The 22122-nt window shown below is 44.8% G+C and carries 23 protein-coding genes; 21 read left to right on the forward strand and 2 right to left on the reverse strand.

Annotation, left to right across the window (positions count from 1 at the left end):
* Positions 1–276: 276 nt before the first annotated feature.
* From A8709_RS14760 to A8709_RS14830, 15 genes are all read left to right on the forward strand, one after another.
* Entirely contained in the window at positions 277–1416 is a 1140-nt protein-coding gene (locus A8709_RS14760) for a P-loop NTPase family protein (protein ID WP_065853128.1), read from the forward strand.
* Positions 1397–2665, forward strand: a complete 1269-nt coding sequence (locus tag A8709_RS14765) for a TadA family conjugal transfer-associated ATPase (RefSeq protein WP_065853129.1) — start codon at positions 1397–1399, stop codon at positions 2663–2665. Before A8709_RS14760 ends, A8709_RS14765 begins: the two co-directional genes overlap by 20 nt.
* Positions 2662–3540 (forward strand): type II secretion system F family protein, encoded by an 879-nt coding sequence (locus A8709_RS14770; RefSeq protein WP_084224945.1) that lies wholly within the window; start codon positions 2662–2664, stop codon positions 3538–3540. The genes A8709_RS14765 and A8709_RS14770 overlap by 4 nt, the downstream gene beginning before the upstream one ends.
* A 7-nt stretch (positions 3541–3547) precedes the next feature.
* The gene (locus A8709_RS14775; RefSeq protein WP_084224947.1) at positions 3548–4411 is read left to right on the forward strand and encodes a hypothetical protein; all 864 of its coding nucleotides are present in this window, start codon (positions 3548–3550) and stop codon (positions 4409–4411) included.
* A gap of 15 nt (positions 4412–4426) precedes the next feature.
* Entirely contained in the window at positions 4427–4654 is a 228-nt protein-coding gene (locus tag A8709_RS14780) for a Flp1 family type IVb pilin (RefSeq protein WP_425262326.1), read from the forward strand.
* Positions 4655–4739: 85 nt separating this feature from the next.
* Positions 4740–5648 carry a hypothetical protein gene (locus tag A8709_RS14785; protein ID WP_141692542.1) on the forward strand — a complete coding sequence of 303 codons (909 nt, stop codon included), beginning with the start codon at positions 4740–4742 and terminating at the stop codon, positions 5646–5648.
* A gap of 14 nt (positions 5649–5662) precedes the next feature.
* Complete coding sequence (locus tag A8709_RS14790) at positions 5663–7951, forward strand: hypothetical protein (protein ID WP_065853133.1); 2289 nt, start codon at positions 5663–5665, stop codon at positions 7949–7951.
* A 14-nt stretch (positions 7952–7965) separates the two neighbouring features.
* On the forward strand, positions 7966–8631 hold the full coding sequence (locus A8709_RS14795) for a hypothetical protein (RefSeq protein WP_065853134.1): 666 nt from the start codon (positions 7966–7968) through the stop codon (positions 8629–8631).
* A gap of 62 nt (positions 8632–8693) precedes the next feature.
* Positions 8694–9185 (forward strand): A24 family peptidase, encoded by a 492-nt coding sequence (locus tag A8709_RS14800; RefSeq protein WP_279615873.1) that lies wholly within the window; start codon positions 8694–8696, stop codon positions 9183–9185.
* 14 nt (positions 9186–9199) lie between these two features.
* Positions 9200–10765 carry a DUF6382 domain-containing protein gene (locus A8709_RS14805; protein WP_065853136.1) on the forward strand — a complete coding sequence of 522 codons (1566 nt, stop codon included), beginning with the start codon at positions 9200–9202 and terminating at the stop codon, positions 10763–10765.
* Positions 10766–10867: 102 nt separating this feature from the next.
* On the forward strand, positions 10868–12424 hold the full coding sequence (locus tag A8709_RS14810) for an ABC-F family ATP-binding cassette domain-containing protein (protein WP_065853137.1): 1557 nt from the start codon (positions 10868–10870) through the stop codon (positions 12422–12424).
* A 28-nt stretch (positions 12425–12452) separates the two neighbouring features.
* On the forward strand, positions 12453–12743 hold the full coding sequence (locus tag A8709_RS14815) for a Dabb family protein (protein ID WP_065853138.1): 291 nt from the start codon (positions 12453–12455) through the stop codon (positions 12741–12743).
* Positions 12744–12895: 152 nt separating this feature from the next.
* Positions 12896–13945, forward strand: a complete 1050-nt coding sequence (locus A8709_RS14820; RefSeq protein WP_244163193.1) for a M42 family metallopeptidase — start codon at positions 12896–12898, stop codon at positions 13943–13945.
* Entirely contained in the window at positions 13942–15897 is a 1956-nt protein-coding gene (locus tag A8709_RS14825; protein ID WP_065853139.1) for an ABC-F family ATP-binding cassette domain-containing protein, read from the forward strand. The genes A8709_RS14820 and A8709_RS14825 overlap by 4 nt, the downstream gene beginning before the upstream one ends.
* Positions 15898–16119: 222 nt before the next feature.
* Positions 16120–17733, forward strand: coding sequence for an ABC-F family ATP-binding cassette domain-containing protein (locus A8709_RS14830; RefSeq protein ID WP_065853140.1), 1614 nt, complete (start codon positions 16120–16122; stop codon positions 17731–17733).
* Between the two features lie 65 nt (positions 17734–17798).
* Here the strand turns inward: A8709_RS14830 and A8709_RS14835 are convergent, their stop codons facing one another.
* Positions 17799–18020, reverse strand: a complete 222-nt coding sequence (locus A8709_RS14835; RefSeq protein WP_065853141.1) for a hypothetical protein — start codon at positions 18018–18020, stop codon at positions 17799–17801.
* A gap of 73 nt (positions 18021–18093) precedes the next feature.
* Here A8709_RS14835 and A8709_RS14840 point away from each other — a divergent pair, with 73 nt between their 5' ends.
* Genes A8709_RS14840 through kapB form a run of 3 tightly spaced genes read left to right on the forward strand, consistent with a single transcriptional unit; the run spans position 18094 to position 19345 of the window.
* Positions 18094–18612, forward strand: coding sequence for a hypothetical protein (locus tag A8709_RS14840; RefSeq protein ID WP_065853142.1), 519 nt, complete (start codon positions 18094–18096; stop codon positions 18610–18612).
* A gap of 2 nt (positions 18613–18614) precedes the next feature.
* Complete coding sequence (locus A8709_RS14845) at positions 18615–18944, forward strand: thioredoxin family protein (RefSeq protein WP_065853143.1); 330 nt, start codon at positions 18615–18617, stop codon at positions 18942–18944.
* 14 nt (positions 18945–18958) lie between these two features.
* The gene (kapB, locus tag A8709_RS14850) at positions 18959–19345 is read left to right on the forward strand and encodes a kinase-associated lipoprotein KapB (protein ID WP_065853144.1); all 387 of its coding nucleotides are present in this window, start codon (positions 18959–18961) and stop codon (positions 19343–19345) included.
* Here kapB and A8709_RS14855 read toward each other — a convergent pair.
* Entirely contained in the window at positions 19342–19563 is a 222-nt protein-coding gene (locus tag A8709_RS14855) for a hypothetical protein (RefSeq protein ID WP_065853145.1), read from the reverse strand. The two genes, kapB and A8709_RS14855, sit on opposite strands and share 4 nt — an antisense overlap.
* Positions 19564–19807: 244 nt before the next feature.
* Here A8709_RS14855 and A8709_RS14860 point away from each other — a divergent pair, with 244 nt between their 5' ends.
* From A8709_RS14860 to A8709_RS14870, 3 genes are read left to right on the forward strand one after another with little or no spacing between them, the layout of a single operon-like run.
* On the forward strand, positions 19808–20884 hold the full coding sequence (locus A8709_RS14860; protein WP_065853146.1) for a Gfo/Idh/MocA family protein: 1077 nt from the start codon (positions 19808–19810) through the stop codon (positions 20882–20884).
* A gap of 16 nt (positions 20885–20900) precedes the next feature.
* Positions 20901–21536, forward strand: a complete 636-nt coding sequence (locus A8709_RS14865; protein WP_065853147.1) for a trimeric intracellular cation channel family protein — start codon at positions 20901–20903, stop codon at positions 21534–21536.
* Positions 21537–21574: 38 nt separating this feature from the next.
* On the forward strand, positions 21575–22054 hold the full coding sequence (locus tag A8709_RS14870) for a hypothetical protein (RefSeq protein ID WP_065853148.1): 480 nt from the start codon (positions 21575–21577) through the stop codon (positions 22052–22054).
* Positions 22055–22122 lie beyond the last annotated feature (68 nt).

A 22122-nucleotide genomic window follows, 5' to 3' on the forward strand; every position in this document is an offset into this window, starting at 1 on the left:
AAAATGCAAAAAGGATTGATTTATCAGACAAATGTGGTACAATTTGGTTAATAGTTCAATCAGACAAGCGGAAGCACCGCTGAGGGTAGAGAGCATATCTCTATCGTCGGCGAGTGCTTTTTTGTTGTTTCGAAAGGGGGTTAGCTAGGAAAATGAAGGTCGAAAGGACCACGCGTATTGCCATTATACTTGCGGTTATGGGTTGTGTACTTATCGGCAGCGGCGTGTATGCAAAGTTATCGGGTTGATTTTTAGCAGGAGAGGAGTTAGGCAGGAATGAGTAAACTTCAGCTGTTTATCTTAGATGACGACATGGCTTATGCGGAAAGATTAGCAGCATTTATTCGATCGACAGCATTCGTGGAGCGAATACAAGTTAAGTTATACTCCCAATCGGATCGACTACTTGAGGTGTTGGAGGACTCTCAAATTGAAGGCGTGTTACTGATATCTGAGGCCTATTATCCACTTTTAGAGCAGATTCGTACGCAGTTATTTCCTATCTGTTTGAGCGAAAACATAACGAATTCCAATGATTCAGAGATCGCAATCCCTTTCTTATTTCGTTTTCAACCGCTGCAATCACTGCTTTCACGTATTCTTGCGTTGTATGCGGAGGGACTTCAGAGGGATCGTAAACAGCTTTCAGGTGCGCGAAGGACACGTGTCTTAACTGTGTATAGCTCTAGTGGTAACAGCGGCAAATCCATAACTGCCGTTCATCTGGCAAAGCAACTGGCTTTTCGAGGAGAACGCGTAATGTATGTAAGTCTCGAGAGCATAAGTGCTGCATCGCAATGGTTTCAAGGAGAAACCGGAAGACTGTCACAGCTCCTGTACTTCTTGAAAAGTTCACCAGAGATGTTAGGAGCTAAGCTGGAATTGCTTAAATCGCATGATACTAATCTTCGAATCGATTATTTAACACCACATGATCAAATGAGAGAAATGCAGGAAATGATCGGCGAGCACGTCCGCCAATTAATTGAATCTATTCTTCAATTGTCGGTGTACGACACCCTAATCCTTGATTTAGAATCGTCGGTTCATCCAAGAATCGTAAAGTCACTCGAAATGAGCGATGAGATCATTTGGTTAATTAGAGATGATTGGAATGATGCATTCAAAACAAAATCCCTCTACAAGCAGATGAATGCTTATCAGCCAATCCATTTTGTGATGACGAGCTATCGCGGGACTCAAACGAACTCGTATGATTTTATAGATCGCCCTATCTCGTACAGACTGCCCTATATTCCTGAGTGGAAAGTCTTGCGTGCGCCTGAGCAAATTTGGCAATCAGAAATCTTTGCTGAGCAAGTATACGGCATGTTGACATCCATTCTCAAGGACAAGAGGAATAGCACTTCGCATATGGAAGGAGATGCTTCTTTATTTGAATCAAGAGCTGTTTAACGAGTTAAAGAAAGAAATCAAAGAGAACCTAGATCTCTCGCATGAGGTCAATGATGCTCAGCTGCGTATGCACATTGAGGAGGTGATTTTCCGTGTTGCACCAGCGAAGGGCTGGACTTCATCAGACATGCATACTGGCGTCAAACGAATTTTCGACAGCTTTCGCGGGCTCGATATTCTCCAACCGCTGATTGATGATCCTACAGTGACGGAGATCATGGTGAATGGCCACACATGCATCTTTTACGAACGCCAAGGCGCCGTTGAACGATATCCTTTCGAGCTGGAAAGCGCAGAGAAACTTGAGGATTTGATCCAAATGATTGTTTCTAAAGTAAATCGAATTGTGAATCAAGCCACTCCTATTGTAGATGCACGTTTGAAAGATGGCTCCCGCGTGAATATTGTACTTCCCCCGGCTTCGCTTAGTGGTCCCACCTTGACGATTCGAAAATTTCCTGCGAAACCACTTGGCATGATGAATTTAATTGAAATGGGGAGTCTGTCTAAGGAAGCTGCTGAAATACTGAGACTAATGGTTGAGTCTGGTTTCAATCTGTTTGTTGGTGGTGGTACAGGGTCAGGGAAGACAACATTTCTTAATTCGTTGAGTGCTTGGATTCCTGCGCATGAACGTGTGATTACGATCGAGGATTCAGCAGAGCTTCAGATCCAATCTGTACCCAACCTTGTCAGAATGGAAACGAGGAATGCGAATACAGAAGGCAAAGGGGCGATTTCGATGCGGGAACTGATCCGCTCTTCACTGCGAATGCGTCCTAATCGCATTATTGTCGGTGAGGTAAGGGGAGCTGAAGCTTTGGATATGTTGGCTGCAATGAATACGGGACATGACGGTTCGCTAAGTACAGGCCATGCTAACACTTCGTTGGATATGCTGAGCAGGCTAGAAACCATGGTGCTCAGTGCTGCTCCACTGCCCATTGAAGTAATTCGCAAACAAATCGCGTCAGCTCTGGATGTGATCGTGCATATTTCAAGAATGAGGGATCGCACACGAAAAGTAACAGAGATTCATCAAGTCATTGGTGTGAAGGATGGAGAAGTCCAACTGCAACCTCTATTCTTATTCGAAGAAAAGGGAGAGTCACCCGATGGCAACATCATTGGCGAGCTTCGATATACCGGGCAAGCGCTTTTCAATCAACATAAGATGAACATGGCGGGTAAGCAGCTTCCTAGTTGGTTTACACAGTACAACGAAAAGTGTGAGGCCGAAGCCGTATGAATATCGTGGTGTTACTTCTATTATTTGGCGGTGGAAGTTGGCTACTCATGCTTTTATTGGAACGGCGTACTTCCTCAACAAAGCGTATTGATAAAGAAAACATCACAATCAACAAACGGGTAAATACCCAATCATTCCTCGACTACAACCACTATTCATTATCTTCCAAAGAAAAAGTCATCGCTATTCTTATGCTTGCTATACCAGCGTTCCTAATTGGATACATTTTCTACCAAAATGTCGTACTTGCGCTCGCTCTAGCGTCATCAGGGCTCTTCTATCCTCGAATCCGTCAGAAACAGCTCATCCTTAAACGGAAAAATATGCTGTATGTGCAGTTTAAACAAGCACTCAGTTGTCTTTCGTCTTCCATGACGGTTGGGAAATCCATTGAATCTGCTTTCCGTGAGGCTTGGGAGGATTTGAAACTACTGTATCCGGACCCTGCCTGCCTTATCGTCGTTGAGTTCGGAATGATTTGCCGAAAAGTGGATAATGGCGAGCCAATAGAGACAGCACTTAAGCATTTTGCTGATCGAAGTCATTTAGAAGATATTCAGAGCTTTACGGATGTTTTTCTAACCTGCAAACGAACGGGAGGGAATCTTGTCGAAGTTATGAAACGAACGGCAACGGTTATTGCTGAGAAACTGGAAATAACCCAAGAAATAACCATTATGATTGCTCAAAAGCGCTTTGAATCTCGTGTGCTTGTCGTAGCTCCTGTTGTTATTGTTGCAGTGTTGGCTTTCAGCTCACCGGACTATATGGTTCCCCTGTATTCGGGGAGTGGCGTTCTCATTATGACCATCTGCTTACTAATGTTAGGTGCCTGCTATGTTCTTACTCAAAAAATAATGAATATCAAGGTGTAAGATGTGGATGTGGACGATAGGTTTGTCACTAATTATTATAGTTGTCGCGCTTCAGTTGCATGGACGGAGGAAATATGGGGAGCTATTGGAATCACAAGCTTATCCATTTCGTTTGAAGTATTTACTGCCTTATAGCTACTATGTGATCGACAAGCTCCAATTGTTAGAGCGATTCCCTGATTTTACATCCAAAATCCATCACAAGTGCATGACCTTGTACGGGAGAAGCCTATCCTCGCAAGGAAGCAAATGGTTCATGGCCGAGCTGATTTCAGCTAGTACATTATGTGCACTCATTGGAACGATCCTTGCTATATTAGCTGGAAATGACAGTTCAATCTTCGGATTTGGGATTGTTGCTACACTAGTAACTCCAATGTTGATGGTTCGTGATTTAGATACTCAAATACGGAAGAAACAACAGCGGATGATCTTAGAGCTACCTGAGTTCCTAAGCACGATCGTACTGCTAGTTAATGCAGGGGAAACCGTCAATCGAGCATGGATACGCTGTGTACAAGCGAAGCCGCATACGACAGACTCCCCCCTTTTCAAAGAATTGTTAATTGCCGTACACGAGCTGGAAATGAATATTTCCTTTACGAAAGTGCTGGAAGATTTCAGTAAACGATGTGCCTTACATGAAGTGTCACTTTTCACTTCAACACTTGGGCTGAACTATAAAAGGGGAGGTCATGACTTTGTCGTTGCGCTGCATTCGTTATCCCTAGAGCTTTGGCAGCGGAGAAAGAGTATTTCACGAACGCTCGGAGAAGAAGCATCCTCTAAACTGGTTTTTCCGATGGTGTTAATTTTTGTTGTGGTGATGGTGATTGTTGCCGCACCGGCACTGCTTATGATGAAACAATAGGAGAGGAAGATGGAGTTGAACAAGTTAAAGATTTGCTTGAAAAGTGTGTGGGAAGAGGAAGATGGGCTAGGAACGTTAGAGATTTTGTTGATTGTTGCGGTTTTGGTTGCGATAGCCATTATATTCCGTAAGTGGATCGTCTCTTGGTTTCAAAAACTGATCGGAGATGCAAATTCGGATCTGAAGGATAATAGCGCGGTTGCACCTTGTGCGCCAAGCCCAACTACGAGCTGTGCACCATAGTCGGTTTGATCGCTTTACGAGAAACGAGCAGGGGAGTTTTACCCTTGAGGCATCGATGGTATTTCCGACAATTTTGATATGCACAGTGTTACTTCTGTTTATTGGCATGTATGCCTATCAAAATGTGTACATGCAGCAATTAGCGCGTTCCACGGCAGAAAAGCTGGCTTTCACATGGGATAATAGCAATAAGGATGTAAATACAGGAAGCTTCAATCCGCAAGAACACGATGGTTTATATTGGCGTTTAACGCAGGATCATATGAGCGATTTATTCGGGCTGCTTCAGGGGAGTGGGGGTGCGAGCATCTCGCTTCCTGCTTCACAAACGAATGGGCTTATCGAGAAAAAATTGGCCAAAGCAACAAGTTTGCTACCTACAGGAGTAACAGGTAAAGCGACTTATCGAAATTATCTGCTTGATCATCAAGTGGAAGTCAGTATCGACAAATCATTTCTAATGCCGCCTATTTTACGAAAATGGTTACACACTTCGGTGACGAGAGGAAAGGCAATTGCGCATGTCGTTGACGCGGTTGAGTTAATTCGAACAACGGATCTGACTCGTACATATCTCCCAACATTAGTTGGACGTATTTCACCTGAGAAGGCGAAAGCAGCCCTAGTGGATCCTATGAAAAGTGATTTATCTGGTCCGGTGATTACGATCCAATCGGAACGTCAAGCGGCTGCTTATTTAAGATCGTTGGTCGGAGGTAAAGAAGTTAATCGGATTACGGCTTCTGGTAAAAGTAGAAAAATCGATGCGTTAGATGCACGAGGTATTGCTCATCAAGCGTTCTATAGTCTGACGGAAGCGCAGCTGCGGGCGGAACAATTGCCCAAGGATATTGAACTGCTTCAACAAGATCCAACCGTGAAGGGCGTTGTTTGGCACTTTTTTAAGAAAGATGCTAATGGGAAGGGCATGCCATCAGAAGCTTTTCGCAAAGAGCTCGAACGTAAAGGGATCGTTGTTGTTATTCACAATTAGAAAGAGGGGAGCTTTTGAGGAGATTTCTACGGGCAGAAAACGGAGCGGTATCCGTCTATTTGATACTCATTATAGTACCGATTTTTTTGTTTCAAGCTGTACTCATTGACTTCGCTCGTATTAAAGTAGCGGAGAAAGAGACGGAGTCTGCTGTTCAAGCAGCTGCAAGATCTGTCATGTCTTCGTTTGATACGGACCTACAAAAAAGAGGGTTGTATGGAATGGGCCTCTCGCAAGAGGCATCAGAGCAATTATTTGGCGATGTTTTTATCCGAAATTTATCGAGTAGTGTTTCTGCTAAAGGATTTCACTTTATAGATACCCACTCTCTAGAAGATTCCACGCGGGTTACCCCCGTTTACTCCCTTGCCAACCATGTGATTTTTGAGAGACAACTTACGCAGGATATGAAGATTAAAGCCCCGATCGAGTACACGCTTGAAATCGTTGATAAGTTTCAAAAAAGCGGAGTCAAGGAGCCCTTCCAGCTGGGTTCACAATTTGCAAAAGAAGCGGCGGAAGTGGAAAAGCTCATCAAGCAGCGAGAGGACGCGCTGGATGAAGCCTGGCATAGTACGGAAGCTATGAACGCCAAATTGACATCGTATCATACCTATTATCGAACACGAATTGCTGCTTTAAATGAACTGGCTGATCGAATCGGCATCCATACCGTAGATGGTATTCGTGATGACATGACAGCAACAAATGAGCATCTTCAATCGCTTGCAAGCTCAATAAGTGATATGGAACTTTCAATAGCATCACTGAGCAAGGCTGGTGCAGAAAGTGTAGAAAGTATAAAGTCGTTAGTTGCGGCTAAAAGCTCCCTCGAACAGCAGGCTAGTACGTTGACGCACAAACTTAGTGAACTTCAAGCTTTGCTCCAAAATGTACTGGACTATACAGCACTAACAGTCCGCACAAAACTCGAACTTGCAGCGAATGCAAGTGAGATTGCTCGCTTACAACAAATCATTGAACCTGCCATTCGGTTAGCAAAACAGAAAAATGACGATATCCGAACTAAGCTATTGGGCATTTCGGATTCTTCATCCACTGGGAGCCTAGGTGGGGCAAAGGATGTCTTCCAACATGTTTCTCTCATCAGAGATGATTACTTTTATCAATATCAGACATCTATTGCGAGTATAACTGCGTTATTTTCGGCATTTCAAGCTTCCGTCGAAAGCGTCAATCTATATACGACTGAGCATACAGCACAGATCAATCAAAGGAATGAAGCATATTGGAATGAGATGAACTCCTTTTATGCGAAACAAAGTTCTCTAGAGAAAGTTAGAATGAATGCTAATTCAGCGACTGAAGCGAATAAGCAAGCACAGACCAATACAATTCAGGCTATTTTAGAGAAAGCGAAACAAGCCATTGGCGGGTGTGATATCTCAGCTTCACCGTCTGGGGATGAGGCACTGTACAGTAAACTGCAGGGGGATTCAGACCAAACAGCGGCAATCAAGGAACAGGGCTATTATCAGAAATATCGACAAGCCAATGCTCAAGACGCAACAATCGGGAATGATGTCGCCTATGAGCTGGATAAGGCTGAATCCACTAGCCTTCGGGCCATGGACATATTAGGATCGATTTCTCATATGGCAGAAATGTTGCGAACTGAGCTCTATGTGAATGAATATGCCTTCACTAAGTTTAATTATCGAACATATGGACTTGAGAAAACGCCAACTGGAGAGCCCAAATTATCCAATGAGCTGATTGATCCGGGCACACATGTCTTGGCTAACCAAGAAGTCGAATATCTGTTGTATGGCTTCTCATCATGTGCCGCGAACATTACTTCAGCGTATGCTGAAATGTTCTCATTACGTTTAGCGATCCGAACGCTTGAAGCATTATTAGATCCCGAGAAAGAATTACTTAACGTAGGTTCACCTCTGCTCGTTCTCTTAGTTGCAGCGGCACAAGGTGCTGCCAAAGCATTCGGTGACATGAACGCATTAGTAAAAGGGGAAGCTGTTGAATTATCGTCAAAACTGTCCGTGACAGCATTCAAATTAACGTATAAAGACTATTTACGCTTATTCCTAATGCTGCACAGCAATAATACGAAGCTGATGGCAAGAATGCAAGGTCTGATTGAGTTGGAAACAGGTAAGGATCTTTTACAAGAAACAACTTATATGCAAGCGAACGCAGCGAGTGAAATTCGACTGTGGTTTATACCGAAGATGATAAGACTTTTAGAGGGTTCTGGACTGTTGGGTTGTAAGGTCGTCGGGACACAATGTCAGTTTAATAGATCGGCTGTTGTTTCATACTAAAAGGGGGAGGATACATGTTTCGGAAGTTACACCAATGTCAAGAAGGTGGCATCGTACTAGAGGCATCATTAATATTGCCGTTATTTTTGGCTTTTGTGGTTGGACTTGTCCTATGTATTCAAATTGCCATAGTCGAAATGGCCATGCAGGCAGGTGTTACTGAAGCGACGAAGTCCATCGCTGGCCAGCTGTACCCAGTTCAACTGATTGTTCAGGAAGCGAAGTCCAAATACGATCAAAGCCGCGCAGCGGAAATATTTAATGGCGTGATCGATAAGGTTCAAACGGCAAAAAGCCATGTCACAGGTGCTGAAGAGTTTGCGGATGCGTACGAGGCTTACATCCCCGATTCACTGGTGGAGCTTATTCGATGGGAGAAAGAGAAACGGGAGCTCGGCGAAGGGTTGGCACAAGAGGAGTTAAATGACTTATACGAATCGCAAGTAAAACCTCGCCTTCTTGCTGCATTTACACCTGTCGTTTTCGCATTTTGTGATGCGTCCATCATTGGGAAAAATAATTTCAAAGTCAGTTCTGTTACCCTTCCAAGTATGGAACAAGGCGGGCAAGCTTTTTTTGGCGTCGAAGCGCAGTTGACGTACAAACTTCCCATTCCTTTTATGAGTCAGACAATCATAGTGAAGAAACGTGCTTATGAGCGCGCTTGGGTTGGTGCTTAGGGGCTTCTTATTTTGATTAGAGATGAGGTGAGAGTAAGATTCTGTTTATTCAGTTCATTTTCATTTGTTTTATTGGGTTAGCGTTTGTCTATGATATGCGATTCGCGAGATTACCCAACAAGCTCACAATGTTCGGAGTATTGGCAGGACTTCTTTTCCATGCGGTAAACGAAGGCTGGAGTGGCCTAGTTGTTGCAATCATCGGTGCATTAACGGGCTTCCTTGTCGTCCTCATCCTATATCTCCTAGGTGGACTAGGAGCGGGTGACGTTAAACTCTTTGCTGCCATAGGCGCAATGATGGGAGTACTGTTTGTCTTGCAAACACTTATGTACGCGATTCTTTGTGCGGGATTCATCGGTCTCATCATTTTATTATGGAAAAGCCAAATGAAAGTAACAAGCCATAAGTTAGTTAGGTGGCTCTTCACGATCGTTGTTCAACATAACTTGGAAACACTTGTAGAAATCAAGGATCAAAAAAACATCAAATTCCCGTTTATGTATGCCGTTGTACCCGGTGTGGCTATAACATGGTACTATTCTTTGCTATGAAATGAGGTGGTTGTGTGACACAAGAAATTTTTGGACTTCATTACGAATTTATGTACCGACATGGACATTATATGGATCTATACAAAGATCCGGGATTGGATTCAAATGCGTTATGCTCTTTACAACTACGGATGCTTGAAGCTAATCAAATTCCGCGCTTACTCCCGCTTGATATTCATGAAGTGGATTCTCAAATCCGGCTGCAGTATCAATTGTCCTCTAAGCGTATGCTTTCGCATGTGTTAAAAGTGGAGTCTTTCACTTTACAGCAGTTCGCTAAGCTCATGTTTGCTATTATTAGTACGTTGGAAGATAGCAAAAACTACATGTTAGTTGAGGCGAATCATATTTTAAAAGATAATTTTATTTTTGTTGGCGCAGATTTGTCGGATATTTATTTGACTTATGTACCACTTCAATTGCAACACGAGGTCACTGATGTCTATCCGTTATTGGATCAACTTATAAGTAAGCTGGCAGCACACATTGTGGAAAGTGAACAAGAGCGTATTCCAACTTGGATTGTATCCACGCCAAAATCGAGTATGAAGAGCTTGCAGGCGTATAAGGAAGTTTTGTTAGGGCTTATGGATGGACCTGCTTTGGAAAAAAACCATTCTATTGGAGCCGCGGCTTCTATACTGCCATTAGAACAACAGGTTATCAATCCCCTAAAGCCAATTTCAATTATGGATCATGCAAATGAAATAGTTGAACCAGCCCCACCAGAATCAGGTTTGCCGAGGCCACATTGGAAGTGTGAAACGAATAAACCAGCTCCATCGATAAGGCTTGCCGAGGCTAAGCCGGAGGCACAATCAATGCTTAATCAGCATGCAAGTCAAAGAGAAGCTAAAACAACCACGGTTAACAAAACCCTGATCACGTTCATTCCCCTTCATCAGCGAGAAAAATGGATCGTAATAGCGGTGTTATTGATCGTGTCGGCTTTTCTCTGGCAGCAATATTTTATTTATCTTTCTTCAAGTCTGTTTCAAATTACTGCAGGAGTTACACTTCTCCTAGGCGATATAGGGTTTGTTCTTTTGAAATGGGGGCGTCCTAGGTTTCTCGATAAAGTTGACGCTAAATTACAAGCTGCCGCAGAGTTCTCCACGACATATCCGGATCCTTTTGCTCTGAATACCACGTATTCAACCGCAGAGGTAACCTCAAATATCGAACAGTATTATCAAGATCTCCCCATGCATACCACCTTGTTAAGCCCAGCGAATCCAAATGCCACTGTATTCCTCGGAAATTCGAAGACTCAACCAACAGGGCCTCGTCTGGAAGTGAAGGAGGAAGGAGCCGACAAGTCTATTCCCATCACTAACGACCCTTTTATTATAGGCAGAGGAGATACGAATCTAAAGGTTGACTATGTCATTGATATCGCGGGTGTATCGAGAGTCCATGCGGAAATTGTTAGAACAAGTCAAGGCTATCAACTTCGAGATGCTGGCTCTACGAATGGGACGTTTTTGAATGAGGGAGCGATGGTCACTTATCAAGCTTATCCTTTAAAAGACGGCGATGTGGTGCGAATTATTCGTCAAGAAATGACTTTTCGCGTGTAATACAAATAGTTCTACTTCCTGTCTGGCTTGAGCAGTGGTATAATAAGAAGTCGTGAGTAAATGCGCGTATCTTAGAACTAGACAGGGGTTTGGTTTTACAAAATGAGTCTGTTAACCATTGAAGATTTAAGCCACAGCTTTGGAGACCGTACATTGTTTAAAAATGTATCGTTCCGATTGCTCGCTGGTGAGCGTGTAGGTATCGTAGGAGCAAATGGCGTGGGGAAGTCCACGTTGATGAATATATTAACGGGTAAGCTTTTAAAAGATACAGGTAAAGTAGAATGGACACCAAGAGTCCATTATGGTTATTTGGACCAGCATTCCGTGCTGGCAGCAGGTAAATCGATCCGCGATATTTTGCGTGATGCCTTCCTCCCTCTTTATGAAGAGGAGAAACGGATGATGGCGATTACCGACAAAATGGCTGATGCAACGCCGGAAGAGCTTGACCTATTGCTAGAAGAAATGGGCGAAATTCAAGAACGTTTGGAAATCGGCGATTTCTATCTGCTTGATGTTAAGATCGAGGAGATGGGTAACGGTCTCGGTTTGAATGCGATCGGTTTAGATCGGGATGTAACTTCTCTTAGTGGTGGGCAACGGACGAAGGTTCTTCTTGCAAAGCTTTTATTAGAGAAGCCAACAGTACTTCTACTCGATGAGCCTACCAACTACTTGGATGTTGAACATATTGAATGGTTGAAAATGTACCTGAAGGATTATCCCTATGCTTTCATGCTCATTTCACATGATACGGAATTCATGAACGAAGTTGTTAACGTTGTCTATCACTTGGAATTCTCCAAATTGACTCGTTACACTGCGAACTATGAGAAATTCCTTGATATGGCTGAAATGAACAAAGCGCAGCATATTGACGCTTACGAAAAGCAGCAAGATTATATCAAGAAACAGGAAGATTTCATCGCTCGTAATAAAGCACGGGCATCAACTTCAACTCGAGCGAAGAGCCGAGAGAAGCAGTTGGATAGAATCGACCGAATTGAACGACCGGAGACCGCGATGAAGCCGAGTTTTGTATTCAAGGAATCTCGTTCAAGCTCTAGAATTGTATTTGAAGCTGAGAATTTGGAAATCGGCTACGATCGTCCTCTTTTACCGAAGATGAACGTAACGATTGAACGCGGCGAAAAGATTGCGATTGTCGGATGTAACGGTGTAGGGAAATCGACGCTGCTTAAATCCATTTTGGGCAAAATTGAGCCATTCAGCGGCAAAACGTACCGTGGCGATTATTTAAGTCCTGCGTACTTCGAGCAAGAGGTTAAAGCGCCGAATATGACTCCGATCGATGATGTGTGGAATGAGTTCTCATCCATGACTCAGAATGAAGTTCGAGGAGCACTTGCTCGTTGTGGGCTTAAGAATGAGCACATCACAAGAGCGATGGGTAATCTAAGCGGTGGCGAGCAAGCCAAAGTTCGACTTTGCAAATTGTTGATGCGTGAAAGCAATTGGCTGCTATTCGATGAGCCGACGAACCATTTGGACGTCGTTGCCAAAGAAGAGCTCCAACGCGCTTTGAAAGAATACAAAGGAACAGTGCTGCTGGTCTGCCATGAGCCTGAATTTTATGAAGGCTGGGTAACACGTGTGTGGGACGTTGAAGCATGGTCCGCCAAAGTAACGAATTAACCTAGTAAACAAATTGGAGGAGATATTGATGTTAACGCATGTTGTGTTTTTTAAGCTTAAAGATCGCAGTCCTGAAGCCATTGAAGTAACCAAAGCTGTTCTTACGAACATGGAAGGTAAAATTCCAGTATTACGCCACATTGAGGTTGGAACTGATATTCTACATTCAGAGCGTTCGTATGATATTGCACTCATTACAAAGTTTGATTCATTTGACGATTTGAAGGTTTATGATACACATCCTGTGCACGAAGGCGTCAAAGCTCATATGAAGACAGTACTTGATGGAACGTCCATCTGTGTTGATTTTGTAAGCTAATCCAGTTTGAAAAACATAGGAGAACAGTGTAGTATCCTTAGAAGAGGCTCGTTTTTGACTTCGTCAGGCGGCCCTCACAATTTCTTAGGCTACACTGTTTTTTGTGTGTTTAATGCAAAACTAACTTACATAGACATGGGAGAGGAATCCAAGTGAAGTCCCAATTAAATAAAAATTATATGACGGAAGTTCTCGAGATGCTGTTGCGGACGCCTAGCCCGACAGGGTACACGCATCACATTATGCAAAAAGTAGAGCTGGAAGTGAGTAAGCTTGGCCTCGAGCTTTCCTATACGAACAAAGGTTGTGGAATCGTAACAGTTCCAGGCACGCGTGCAGATCGTGTCATTGGTATCTCAGCTCATGTAGATACGTTGGGGGCTATGGTACGCTCGATAAAAGACAATGGTACGTTGAAAATCACGTCACTTGGCGGTTTTATGATGGGTGCTATTGAAAATGAATACGTACAAATTCATACGCGTGATGAGCGCGTTTATGATGGGACGATTCTTACATCGCGTCCTTCTGTGCATGTGTATGAAGATGCGAGAGAGTACAAGCGTGATGAAGCTAATATGGAAGTGCGTATCGATGAGCTAGTGTCCTCCAAGAAAGATGTGCAAGCACTTGGCATTCGCGTAGGGGATTTCATTTCATTCGATCCACGTGTTCAGGTGAAAGAAAATGGGTATGTGAAATCACGCCATTTGGATGATAAAGCGAGTGTAGCAGCCATTTTTGGACTTCTTAAATGGATTAAAGAGCAAGGTCTGCAGCCACTCTATACGATCAAACTGTTCTTCTCCAATTATGAAGAGGTTGGCCATGGCTCAGCTTTTATTCCAGAAGATATTACGGATTTCATCGCGGTAGACATGGGTGCGCTTGGTGATGATTTGAGTGGCAGCGAGCGAGATGTTTCGATATGTGCCAAAGATTCATCAGGTCCTTACGACTATGCGATGACTTCGAAAATGATTGAGCATGCCGAGAAGCTGGAAATCGGCTATGCGGTGGATATTTATCCGCGCTATGGCTCGGATGCATCAGCGGCGCTCAGAGGCGGCCGCGACATTCGCGCAGCGCTAATAGGGCCTGGTGTTCATGCGTCACACAGCATGGAACGCACGCATATGGATGCTGTAGTGAACACAGCAGCCCTTCTTGCCGCGTACATCATGGAACCGGTGCAAGGATGAATATTCTAAGCGCGGTCGATATTACCAAAACCTATGGCGACAAGGTGCTCTTCGATGATATCTCGTTCACGCTGAACGAGAAACAACGCATTGGCCTCATCGGCGTGAACGGCACTGGCAAGTCCACGCTGCTGAAGATGCTAGCGGGTCTGGAAACCCCGGATCGCGGCAAACTCGTGCACGCGAACCATTTCCGCGTGGAATACTTGCCGCAGAACCCGGAGTTTGATCCGAACTCCACGGTGCTTGAGCAAGTATTCCACGGCGATTCGCCGCTCATGAAGACGCTTCGCGACTATGAGCTGGCCCTTGCGGAGCTGGAGCTAGACACCTCCAACGAGAAAAAACAATCGCGCCTGTTCGCAACCCAGGCGCGTATGGATGAACAAGGTGCCTGGGAAGCCAGCACCTTGGCCAAAACCGTGCTGATGAAGCTCGGCATCAGCGAGTTCGACAAGCCCGTCGGCCAGCTGTCCGGCGGTCAGCGCAAACGCGTCGCTATGGCGCGCGTGCTCATCCAACCCGCCGATCTGCTCATCCTCGATGAGCCGACGAACCATATTGATAACGAGACGGCCATCTGGCTCGAGGAGTTCCTCAGCAAATGGCGCGGCGCCTTGCTACTCGTTACCCATGACCGGTACTTCCTAGAGCGGGTCACCACCCGTATTCTGGAATTGGACCGGGGGAAGATCTACAGCTATGAGGGGAACTACGAGTGGTTCCTCGAGAAGAAAGCGGAGCGGATGGATTCCGAAGCCGCTAGTGAAGATAAGCGGCAGAATCTCCTCCGCCGCGAGCTGGCCTGGCTCCGTCGCGGCGCGAAGGCGCGCACGACCAAACAGAAGGCGCGGATCGACCGCACCGTGGAATTAAGGGACCGCAAAGTGGACGGTCCCGCTGACAAGCTCGACATGGCGCTGGCGGGCAGCCGCCTTGGCAAGAAGGTGATGGAGCTCGACACCATCACCAAAGCCTACCCAGGCGGAAAGCCGCTCATCAGCGGCTTCAGCTACATCGTGATGCCGAAGGATCGTCTCGGCATCATCGGTCCGAATGGCAGCGGCAAGTCCACGCTGCTTAACATGCTGGCCGGGCGCATCCAGCCTGACAGCGGTACGATCGAGACAGGAACGACAGTGAAATTGGCGTACTACACGCAAGAGAACGTCGAAATGGACGAGAAAATGCGTGTGATTGAATACATCAAAGAAGCTGCGGAACAAATCCGCACGTCGGATGGTGAAACCATTTCGGCCGCACAGATGCTGGAGCGCTTCTTATTCTCACCTAACCTGCAATGGTCGCCAATTGGCAAGCTTTCAGGCGGAGAGCGCCGCAGACTCTATTTGTTACGCACCTTAATGGGTGAACCTAACGTTCTGTTGCTCGATGAGCCGACGAATGACTTGGACATCCAAACTTTGACGATACTGGAAGATTATCTGGATCAATTCTCAGGAGCTGTCGTAACGGTTTCCCATGATCGATACTTTTTGGATCGAACCGTTTCTCACTTATTTGCCTTTGATGGAAATGGGGGAATCGAGCCCTTCATTGGCACGTATTCGGATTACCTAGACGATAAACGTGAACAAGAAGAGGCAGAGCAAGCGAGGAAAGAAATCGTACGTCAAGCCAGTTCGAAAGCGGTTAGCAACAACTCATCTTCTAATCCTACGAATGAAAGCAATGCGGTATCAGCGAACCGACCGAAAAAGCTTTCTTTTAAAGACCAGAAAGAGTGGGACGAAATTGAGAACACCATTGCTACTTTGGAGGACAAAGTCGAAAGCTTGAAAAAGCAAATCGAAGCCTCAGGCAGTAACTTTGACCTTGCACGCGATCTCTATGAGCAAGAGCAACAAACCACTGCGGAGCTTGAAGCCGCCATGGAAAGATGGACTTATTTATCAGAGTTAGTAGAAGAAATAGAGCGAAATAAGTTATGATAGAAGAGGTAGTTCAAAAAGTCGTGTTTTGATCACGAAGTAAGCCAAGAAGTTTAATCGACATCGAATTTTGCGTTCACCTTTGAAGTCTGGTGCTCATGTAGGTTTGCCTACACTCCGCTCCTCCTTCTTCAGGTTCTCGCAACTTTCTCGGTGCTGAAAACTCGACTTTTTGAACATTTATTTAGAAGAAAATACAATAAAGGTAGGTATATAGACCCCATGATTAGTGTAAATAACGTGACGCTTCGTTACGGCAAGAGAGCCCTTTTCGAAGACGCCAATATTAAATTCACACCAGGAAATTGCTACGGTTTAATCGGAGCGAATGGTGCAGGTAAATCAACTTTTCTTAAAATTCTTTCCGGTGAGATCGAGCCGAACACAGGTGAAGTCAACATCACACCAGGCGAGCGTATGGCTGTTCTGAAACAGAATCATTACGAGTTTGATGAGATCGAAGTTTTGAAAACCGTGGTGATGGGTCACTCCCGTCTATTCAAAATCATGGAAGAGAAGGATGCACTGTACGCAAAAGCGGATTTCTCTGAAGAAGATGGCATGAGAGCAGCTGAGCTTGAAGGTGAATTTCAAGATCTAGATGGCTGGCAAGCAGAATCCGATGCAGCTGAGCTTTTGATCGGTCTCGGAATCCCAACATCGATGCATGATACGAAAATGAAGGATCTCGACGGTAACGAGAAAGTTCGCGTGCTCTTAGCACAAGCTTTATTCGGTAACCCAAACATTCTTTTACTCGATGAGCCTACCAACCATTTGAACTTAGAGTCCATTCGTTGGCTGGAGCACTTCTTGTCCCGTTTCGAAGGCACTGTTATCGTCGTATCACATGACCGTCACTTCCTAAACCAAGTTTGTACACATATCGCAGATATCGATTTTGGTAAAATCCAAATGTACGTCGGTAACTACGACTGGTGGTATGAGTCCAGCCAATTGGCTCTTCGTTTGGCACGTGATGCGAACAAGAAAACAGAAGAAAAACGTAAAGAGTTGGAAGCCTTTATCGCTCGTTTTAGTGCGAATGCGTCCAAGTCCAAACAAGCGACTTCCCGTAAAAAGCAATTGGAGAAGCTTACGCTTGAAGATATTCGTCCATCCAGCCGTAAATATCCGTTCATTCACTTCAAAGGTGAGCGTGAAGCTGGTAAGCAATTGCTTGCTGTAGAAGGACTTACAAAAACAATTGACGGTGTTAAAGTATTAAATAATGTTTCGTTCACCCTGAACAAGGGTGATAAAGTTGCCTTCGTGGGTGTAGACGGTATTGCCAAAACAACGCTTTTCAAAATTTTGATGGGCGAAATGGAAGCAGATAGCGGCACGTTCTCATGGGGTGTAACGACTTCACAGGCGTATTTCCCAAAAGACAGCCAAGATTACTTCAACTCCGAATTAACGCTAGTGGATTGGCTGCGTCAATACTCCAAAGATCCGGATGAGTCATTCCTTCGCGGATTCCTAGGACGTATGTTGTTCTCAGGCGAGGAAGCGTTGAAGAAAGCGAATGTCCTTTCCGGAGGAGAGAAAGTACGCTGCATGTTCTCGAAAATGATGTTGAGCGGTGCGAATGTACTTATTCTCGATGAGCCAACGAACCATTTGGATTTGGAATCTATCACAGCGCTTAACAATGGCCTTGTTGATTCCGATTGCACGATGTTGTTCGTCTCCCATGACCATCAGTTCATTCAAACGATTGCGAATCGCGTCATGGAGTTGACACCGAAAGGTATCATCGACAAAATGGTGACGTACGATGAGTACTTGGAAAGCGAAGATGTGAAGAAACAACGTGAAGTTCATTACGCATAATTGAAAAAGTAAAAAGCGCCCTGAAGTATTTCTCTCAGGGCGCTTTTAGCTACACAAAGTGTTGTCTAGCTGCCGCCAGTGCGACGGCGTTGATTATTTACTTTTTTGGTCATTTGGCTTTTCGCAGTTTGATTGTTATTTCCGGCTGCTTTTGGATTAGCGCGTGCTGCTGCTTGATCCGCTTGCTTCTGAGCTAGCTTCGCTTTGATCGCGTCGGCTAAGCTGACTTTTTTGACACCTTGTGGCTCGACCTGGTCGGCCTGCTGATCTTGAGGCTTGTCTGACATGAGAACACCTTCTTTACGTGGTATATCCATAGTATAATCGAATCAAAGAAAAGATGAAAGAAGGTGTGTGGGGATGTTTGATCCGACGATCTATGACAATATCAAAGTCGTGCTCGAAGGGGCTGTCTACGATTTAGACTTGGAAGGTAAAATCATCATAACACGAAGAGAAGATTTGATAGACTTGTCCTCGATGTCTCGCACATTTGCTATCGAGTTTGCTCGTAAATTAGGTCTGCCTAGTCAAGCTGAGATTTATCTGCACGTGCATCTGAGCGATTTGGCAGCTGAGATCTTAGAAAATCCAACAGCTAAGCCAGGTTGTACGCTTATGATAAAGCTTCACACGCATGTGGAGGATCCAGAGTTGGACTGCCCGATGATAGAAGCACAATTGAACGCTATATGGGAGCAACGCCCGCGAATTACGCAGCAAATTTCTTACCTATATGGTGAACAACCCGAAGAATATCGCAATCTCATTACGCATTCTTTTGGTCGCAAAATTGATGAGAGCCATCTCGATGACTTTTCAGACTTGATCGACTATGCTTTTCAAAGCTTAGTTTGGCTGGATGAAAGAGGGGCATAGTGATGCAAGAATTAACGCAACAAGAGCTTATAGTCCGTGTCAATGAAGGTGAGGCAGGCCCCTTGGCTGTCTTTATGTATACCCCATTATGCGGCACCTGCAAAGTAACCGAGCGCATGCTGGATATTATTTTAACAATGAAACCGAACCTTCCACTGGTCAAATCCAACATTAATTTCCTTCCGCAGATTAGCCAAGAATGGCAAATAGCAAGCGTCCCGTGTATCGTGATCATCGAACCAGGGAAAGAGAAGGAATTCATGTATCGGATGCAATCCGTGGATGAGATCTATCGCAGGCTGAAGCCATTAGTTGAACAAGAATTAGAATAGGAGTTGATTATACGATGAGTTTTCAAGTAGGAGACCATGTTATCGCTGAGTACAAAACAGGAGTTTATTACGGTGAGGTCGTTGAAATGTCCAATAGCATGAAGGCGGCTGTTCGCATTCTAGCTGTGAAAGAGCATCCGACACAAGGGGATTTACATAATCCGATGGATCCAAGTGTTGCATTTTTTCATCAAAGACGGGCGTTATCCCACCAGGAAATTGCCTTAATGCCACTAGCGACGATTCGTCCTTATACGGGTGCAGTTCCAGCGTATCAAGATTCTCTGAAGAGAGCGTTATTGGCTCAGATCGATAAGCTGTCGGACATGGAAGCTTGGGCCCGACGCTCTCTGCAGGAGCTTGATCAGCTGAATAAGGAATATTTTCCACCGTCCAATTAAGAAACTTCGAGGTACAATTTCGTGCCGTCGTTGTATTTGAAAATAGCCACATCACCAATGATCTCGATAAGCGAGATCATTTTTAATTTTCTGCGGAATTCGAAATGAAGCTCATATTCCTTTAATTTACTCGAGAGAAGCTCCATATGGGAACGTTTATGAGTGAAATTCATCACGGGGATCGATTTATTCTTGAAACGGATTGTGTTAGCTTGCATGTCAAGCCCTCCTTTACACCTGTTACTAATGTCTTACACCTATTAGGATACATTTCAAATGTTAAATATGTTTATGAGCAACTATTAAAAAAGTTTTAGCATTTTATTATATGTGAATAATAGCGCTACAGGGCTAGTTCCGATAAGATAAATTTTGGAGGGGCAGATTCTTGTGTTGCGGGGAAAGTTAACCCCATTTATAATAGATAAGATTGTATTCTAACAGGTTCTGGAGGGTCACAGCATGTCAATAGTAAAACCAACTCGTATCGGGATTATAGGCTCCGGAAATATCGGGAATGTCCATATGGAGACGTTCAAAACCATGCCAGGAGCGCAGCTAGCAGGCGTAACGGACGTCTATTTGCCGCTTGCAGAGACGAGAGCGAAAGAGCACAACATTGAGCAGGTATATGCAAATTCAGATAAATTGTTAGCGGATCCGTCCATTGATGCGGTTGTCATTGCCGTTTCTAATGAATGGCATGCACCACTTGCTGTTCAGGCTTTAGAAGCTGGGAAGCATGTTTTGCTTGAAAAGCCGATGGCGATTGATTTGGCTTCTGCACGTCTTATCGTTGAAGCTGAGCGCAAAGCAGGCAAGATTCTCATGATTCCCCACCAAATGCGCTGGGAAGCATCATCGATTGCCGTCAAGGAGCAGGTCGAGAAAGGTGCGCTAGGAGACATTTATCATGCCAAAGCGAGCTATTTGAGACGTAAAGGGATCCCAGGCTGGGGCACTTGGTTTACGCAAATGGAGAAATCAGGCGGTGGGCCGCTGATTGATTTGGGTGTACATATGTTAGATTTAACCATGTATTTGATGGGTAATCCAAAGCCTGTTTCCGTCTATGGCGCGACTTATGCAGAATTTGGACCTCGAAAGCAAGGGATTGGCACATGGGGTGCTCCGAATTGGCAAGGGAAGTTCGACGTTGAGGACTTAGCGACGGCTTTGGTGAAATTCGACAATGGTGCTACGCTTTCGTTAGATGTAAGCTGGGCTGGTTTGCTTGAAACGGATAATTTGCCTGTCGTACAGCTCCTAGGAACAGAGGGTGGTGCATATTTGAAAGGTGCCAAAGGGAAGCTTTTTGCTGAGAAATTCGATCGAATTGTGGAAACGGAGCTTGGCGCGCCAGCAGCAAATGATGATCCGCGAGCACGGATGGTTCAGCATTTCTTATCAGCCATTGAAAGTGGATCTCAACCGATCACTTCAGTCATGACTGGCTACACGAATAATTTGATCCTTGATGCGATTTACCGTTCGTCGCAAACAGGCGATGAAGTGAAATTGAACTGGGACATCGAGTAGACAGGGGCTGCAAGTCGTGAACTGGGAGTTATTTAGTATCATCGGAACGATCGCCTTCGCAGTGAGTGGTGCGATCGTGGCGATGGAAGAGGAATATGATATCTTAGGTGTGTACGTTCTTGGCCTTGTCACGGCATTTGGCGGGGGGATCATTCGGAACTTGCTCATCGGTAAACCCATCGTGCTCCTATGGGAGCAAGGCATGTACTTTCAAATCGCTTTATTTGCGATGACGATTGTATTTTTTAGCCCAGTAAAGTTCATTCGATTATGGAAAACCTGGGAAGCCTTCTTTGATGCGATCGGTTTAGCGGCTTTCGCTATCCAAGGAGCGTTATACGCAACGAACATGGGGCATCCATTAAGTGCCATTATCGTCGCAGCAGTACTGACAGGGATTGGCGGCGGGATGGTCAGGGATGTACTAGCTGGGCGCAAGCCATTAGTACTCAAGGATGAAATTTACGCGGTCTGGGGCATGCTTGCAGGTGCATTAGTCGGACTTGGTTGGAATCAAGGCACATGGCAGTTAGCTATTTTATTTTCGTTAATCGTCATATTGCGAATGTTCTCCGTGAATTATAAATGGAAGCTGCCCAAAAGATCGCTTCGCGAATCCATGATTGAATCTTCGCGAAGATCGGATTCCTAGTCTTATTGGGAGACAGTTTTACATAGGAGGTGAGTTAGTTGGAATCTTCATTCAGCCAACAACAGAAAATTTCAGCAGAGACAATTGCTTCGCGGATTACATCCGTGAAAGAATTGCTTCAAACAGAGTTAGATCTTTATGAAATAGCTAAGGATTCCGAAACAGGCGAGCATTATCTTCATTATGCTTATATGCATCGTGACTTCTCGAATACAGGCGTACCGGAGTCTTTTCATTACTTACTACCTATCGAGAGTGATGATGTGCTTGGGATGATTTTTGGAGAGCAGGGATATGCCTATCCGGAGCATTGGAAATCTGCCTTTTTACGAAATGGGCCTGAGGGCTTCTATATCTGGTTCGACCCTTCTCATGAAGATGAACAGACTGAAGACGAGGCTATCGCGGCTGATTTGATGCAAAAGCTAAGAGCTTTCCATGATCAGGGTAATGTAGATCCAGAGGCGGTTCGCAAGCTTTTGGAGGACATTGACGACACGCGGAAGAAAGACGAGTAGTTGTGTGATTTGAGAAATATGTAGCCTTTACTTAGGCCGTTCTATTTGGAACGGCTTGGGTGGAGGTT

This window comes from Paenibacillus pectinilyticus (genome assembly GCF_001700435.1).
Classification (GTDB): Bacteria; Bacillota; Bacilli; order Paenibacillales; family NBRC-103111; genus Paenibacillus_E; species Paenibacillus_E pectinilyticus.

Excerpts from the sequence above, each read along its gene's own strand:
- A8709_RS14825 (WP_065853139.1), top strand. The coding sequence starts at position 13,942 with ATGAATATTCTAAGCGCGGTCGATATTACCAAAACCTATGGCGACAAG.
- A8709_RS14835 (WP_065853141.1), bottom strand. The coding sequence starts at position 18,020 with ATGTCAGACAAGCCTCAAGATCAGCAGGCCGACCAGGTCGAGCCACAA.
- A8709_RS14810 (WP_065853137.1), top strand. The coding sequence starts at position 10,868 with ATGAGTCTGTTAACCATTGAAGATTTAAGCCACAGCTTTGGAGACCGT.
- A8709_RS14855 (WP_065853145.1), bottom strand. The coding sequence starts at position 19,563 with ATGCAAGCTAACACAATCCGTTTCAAGAATAAATCGATCCCCGTGATG.
- A8709_RS14815 (WP_065853138.1), top strand. The coding sequence starts at position 12,453 with ATGTTAACGCATGTTGTGTTTTTTAAGCTTAAAGATCGCAGTCCTGAA.
- A8709_RS14770 (WP_084224945.1), top strand. The coding sequence starts at position 2,662 with ATGAATATCGTGGTGTTACTTCTATTATTTGGCGGTGGAAGTTGGCTA.
- A8709_RS14775 (WP_084224947.1), top strand. The coding sequence starts at position 3,548 with ATGTGGACGATAGGTTTGTCACTAATTATTATAGTTGTCGCGCTTCAG.
- A8709_RS14845 (WP_065853143.1), top strand. The coding sequence starts at position 18,615 with ATGCAAGAATTAACGCAACAAGAGCTTATAGTCCGTGTCAATGAAGGT.
- A8709_RS14860 (WP_065853146.1), top strand. The coding sequence starts at position 19,808 with ATGTCAATAGTAAAACCAACTCGTATCGGGATTATAGGCTCCGGAAAT.
- A8709_RS14830 (WP_065853140.1), top strand. The coding sequence starts at position 16,120 with ATGATTAGTGTAAATAACGTGACGCTTCGTTACGGCAAGAGAGCCCTT.
- A8709_RS14795 (WP_065853134.1), top strand. The coding sequence starts at position 7,966 with ATGTTTCGGAAGTTACACCAATGTCAAGAAGGTGGCATCGTACTAGAG.
- A8709_RS14760 (WP_065853128.1), top strand. The coding sequence starts at position 277 with ATGAGTAAACTTCAGCTGTTTATCTTAGATGACGACATGGCTTATGCG.
- kapB (WP_065853144.1), top strand. The coding sequence starts at position 18,959 with ATGAGTTTTCAAGTAGGAGACCATGTTATCGCTGAGTACAAAACAGGA.
- A8709_RS14840 (WP_065853142.1), top strand. The coding sequence starts at position 18,094 with ATGTTTGATCCGACGATCTATGACAATATCAAAGTCGTGCTCGAAGGG.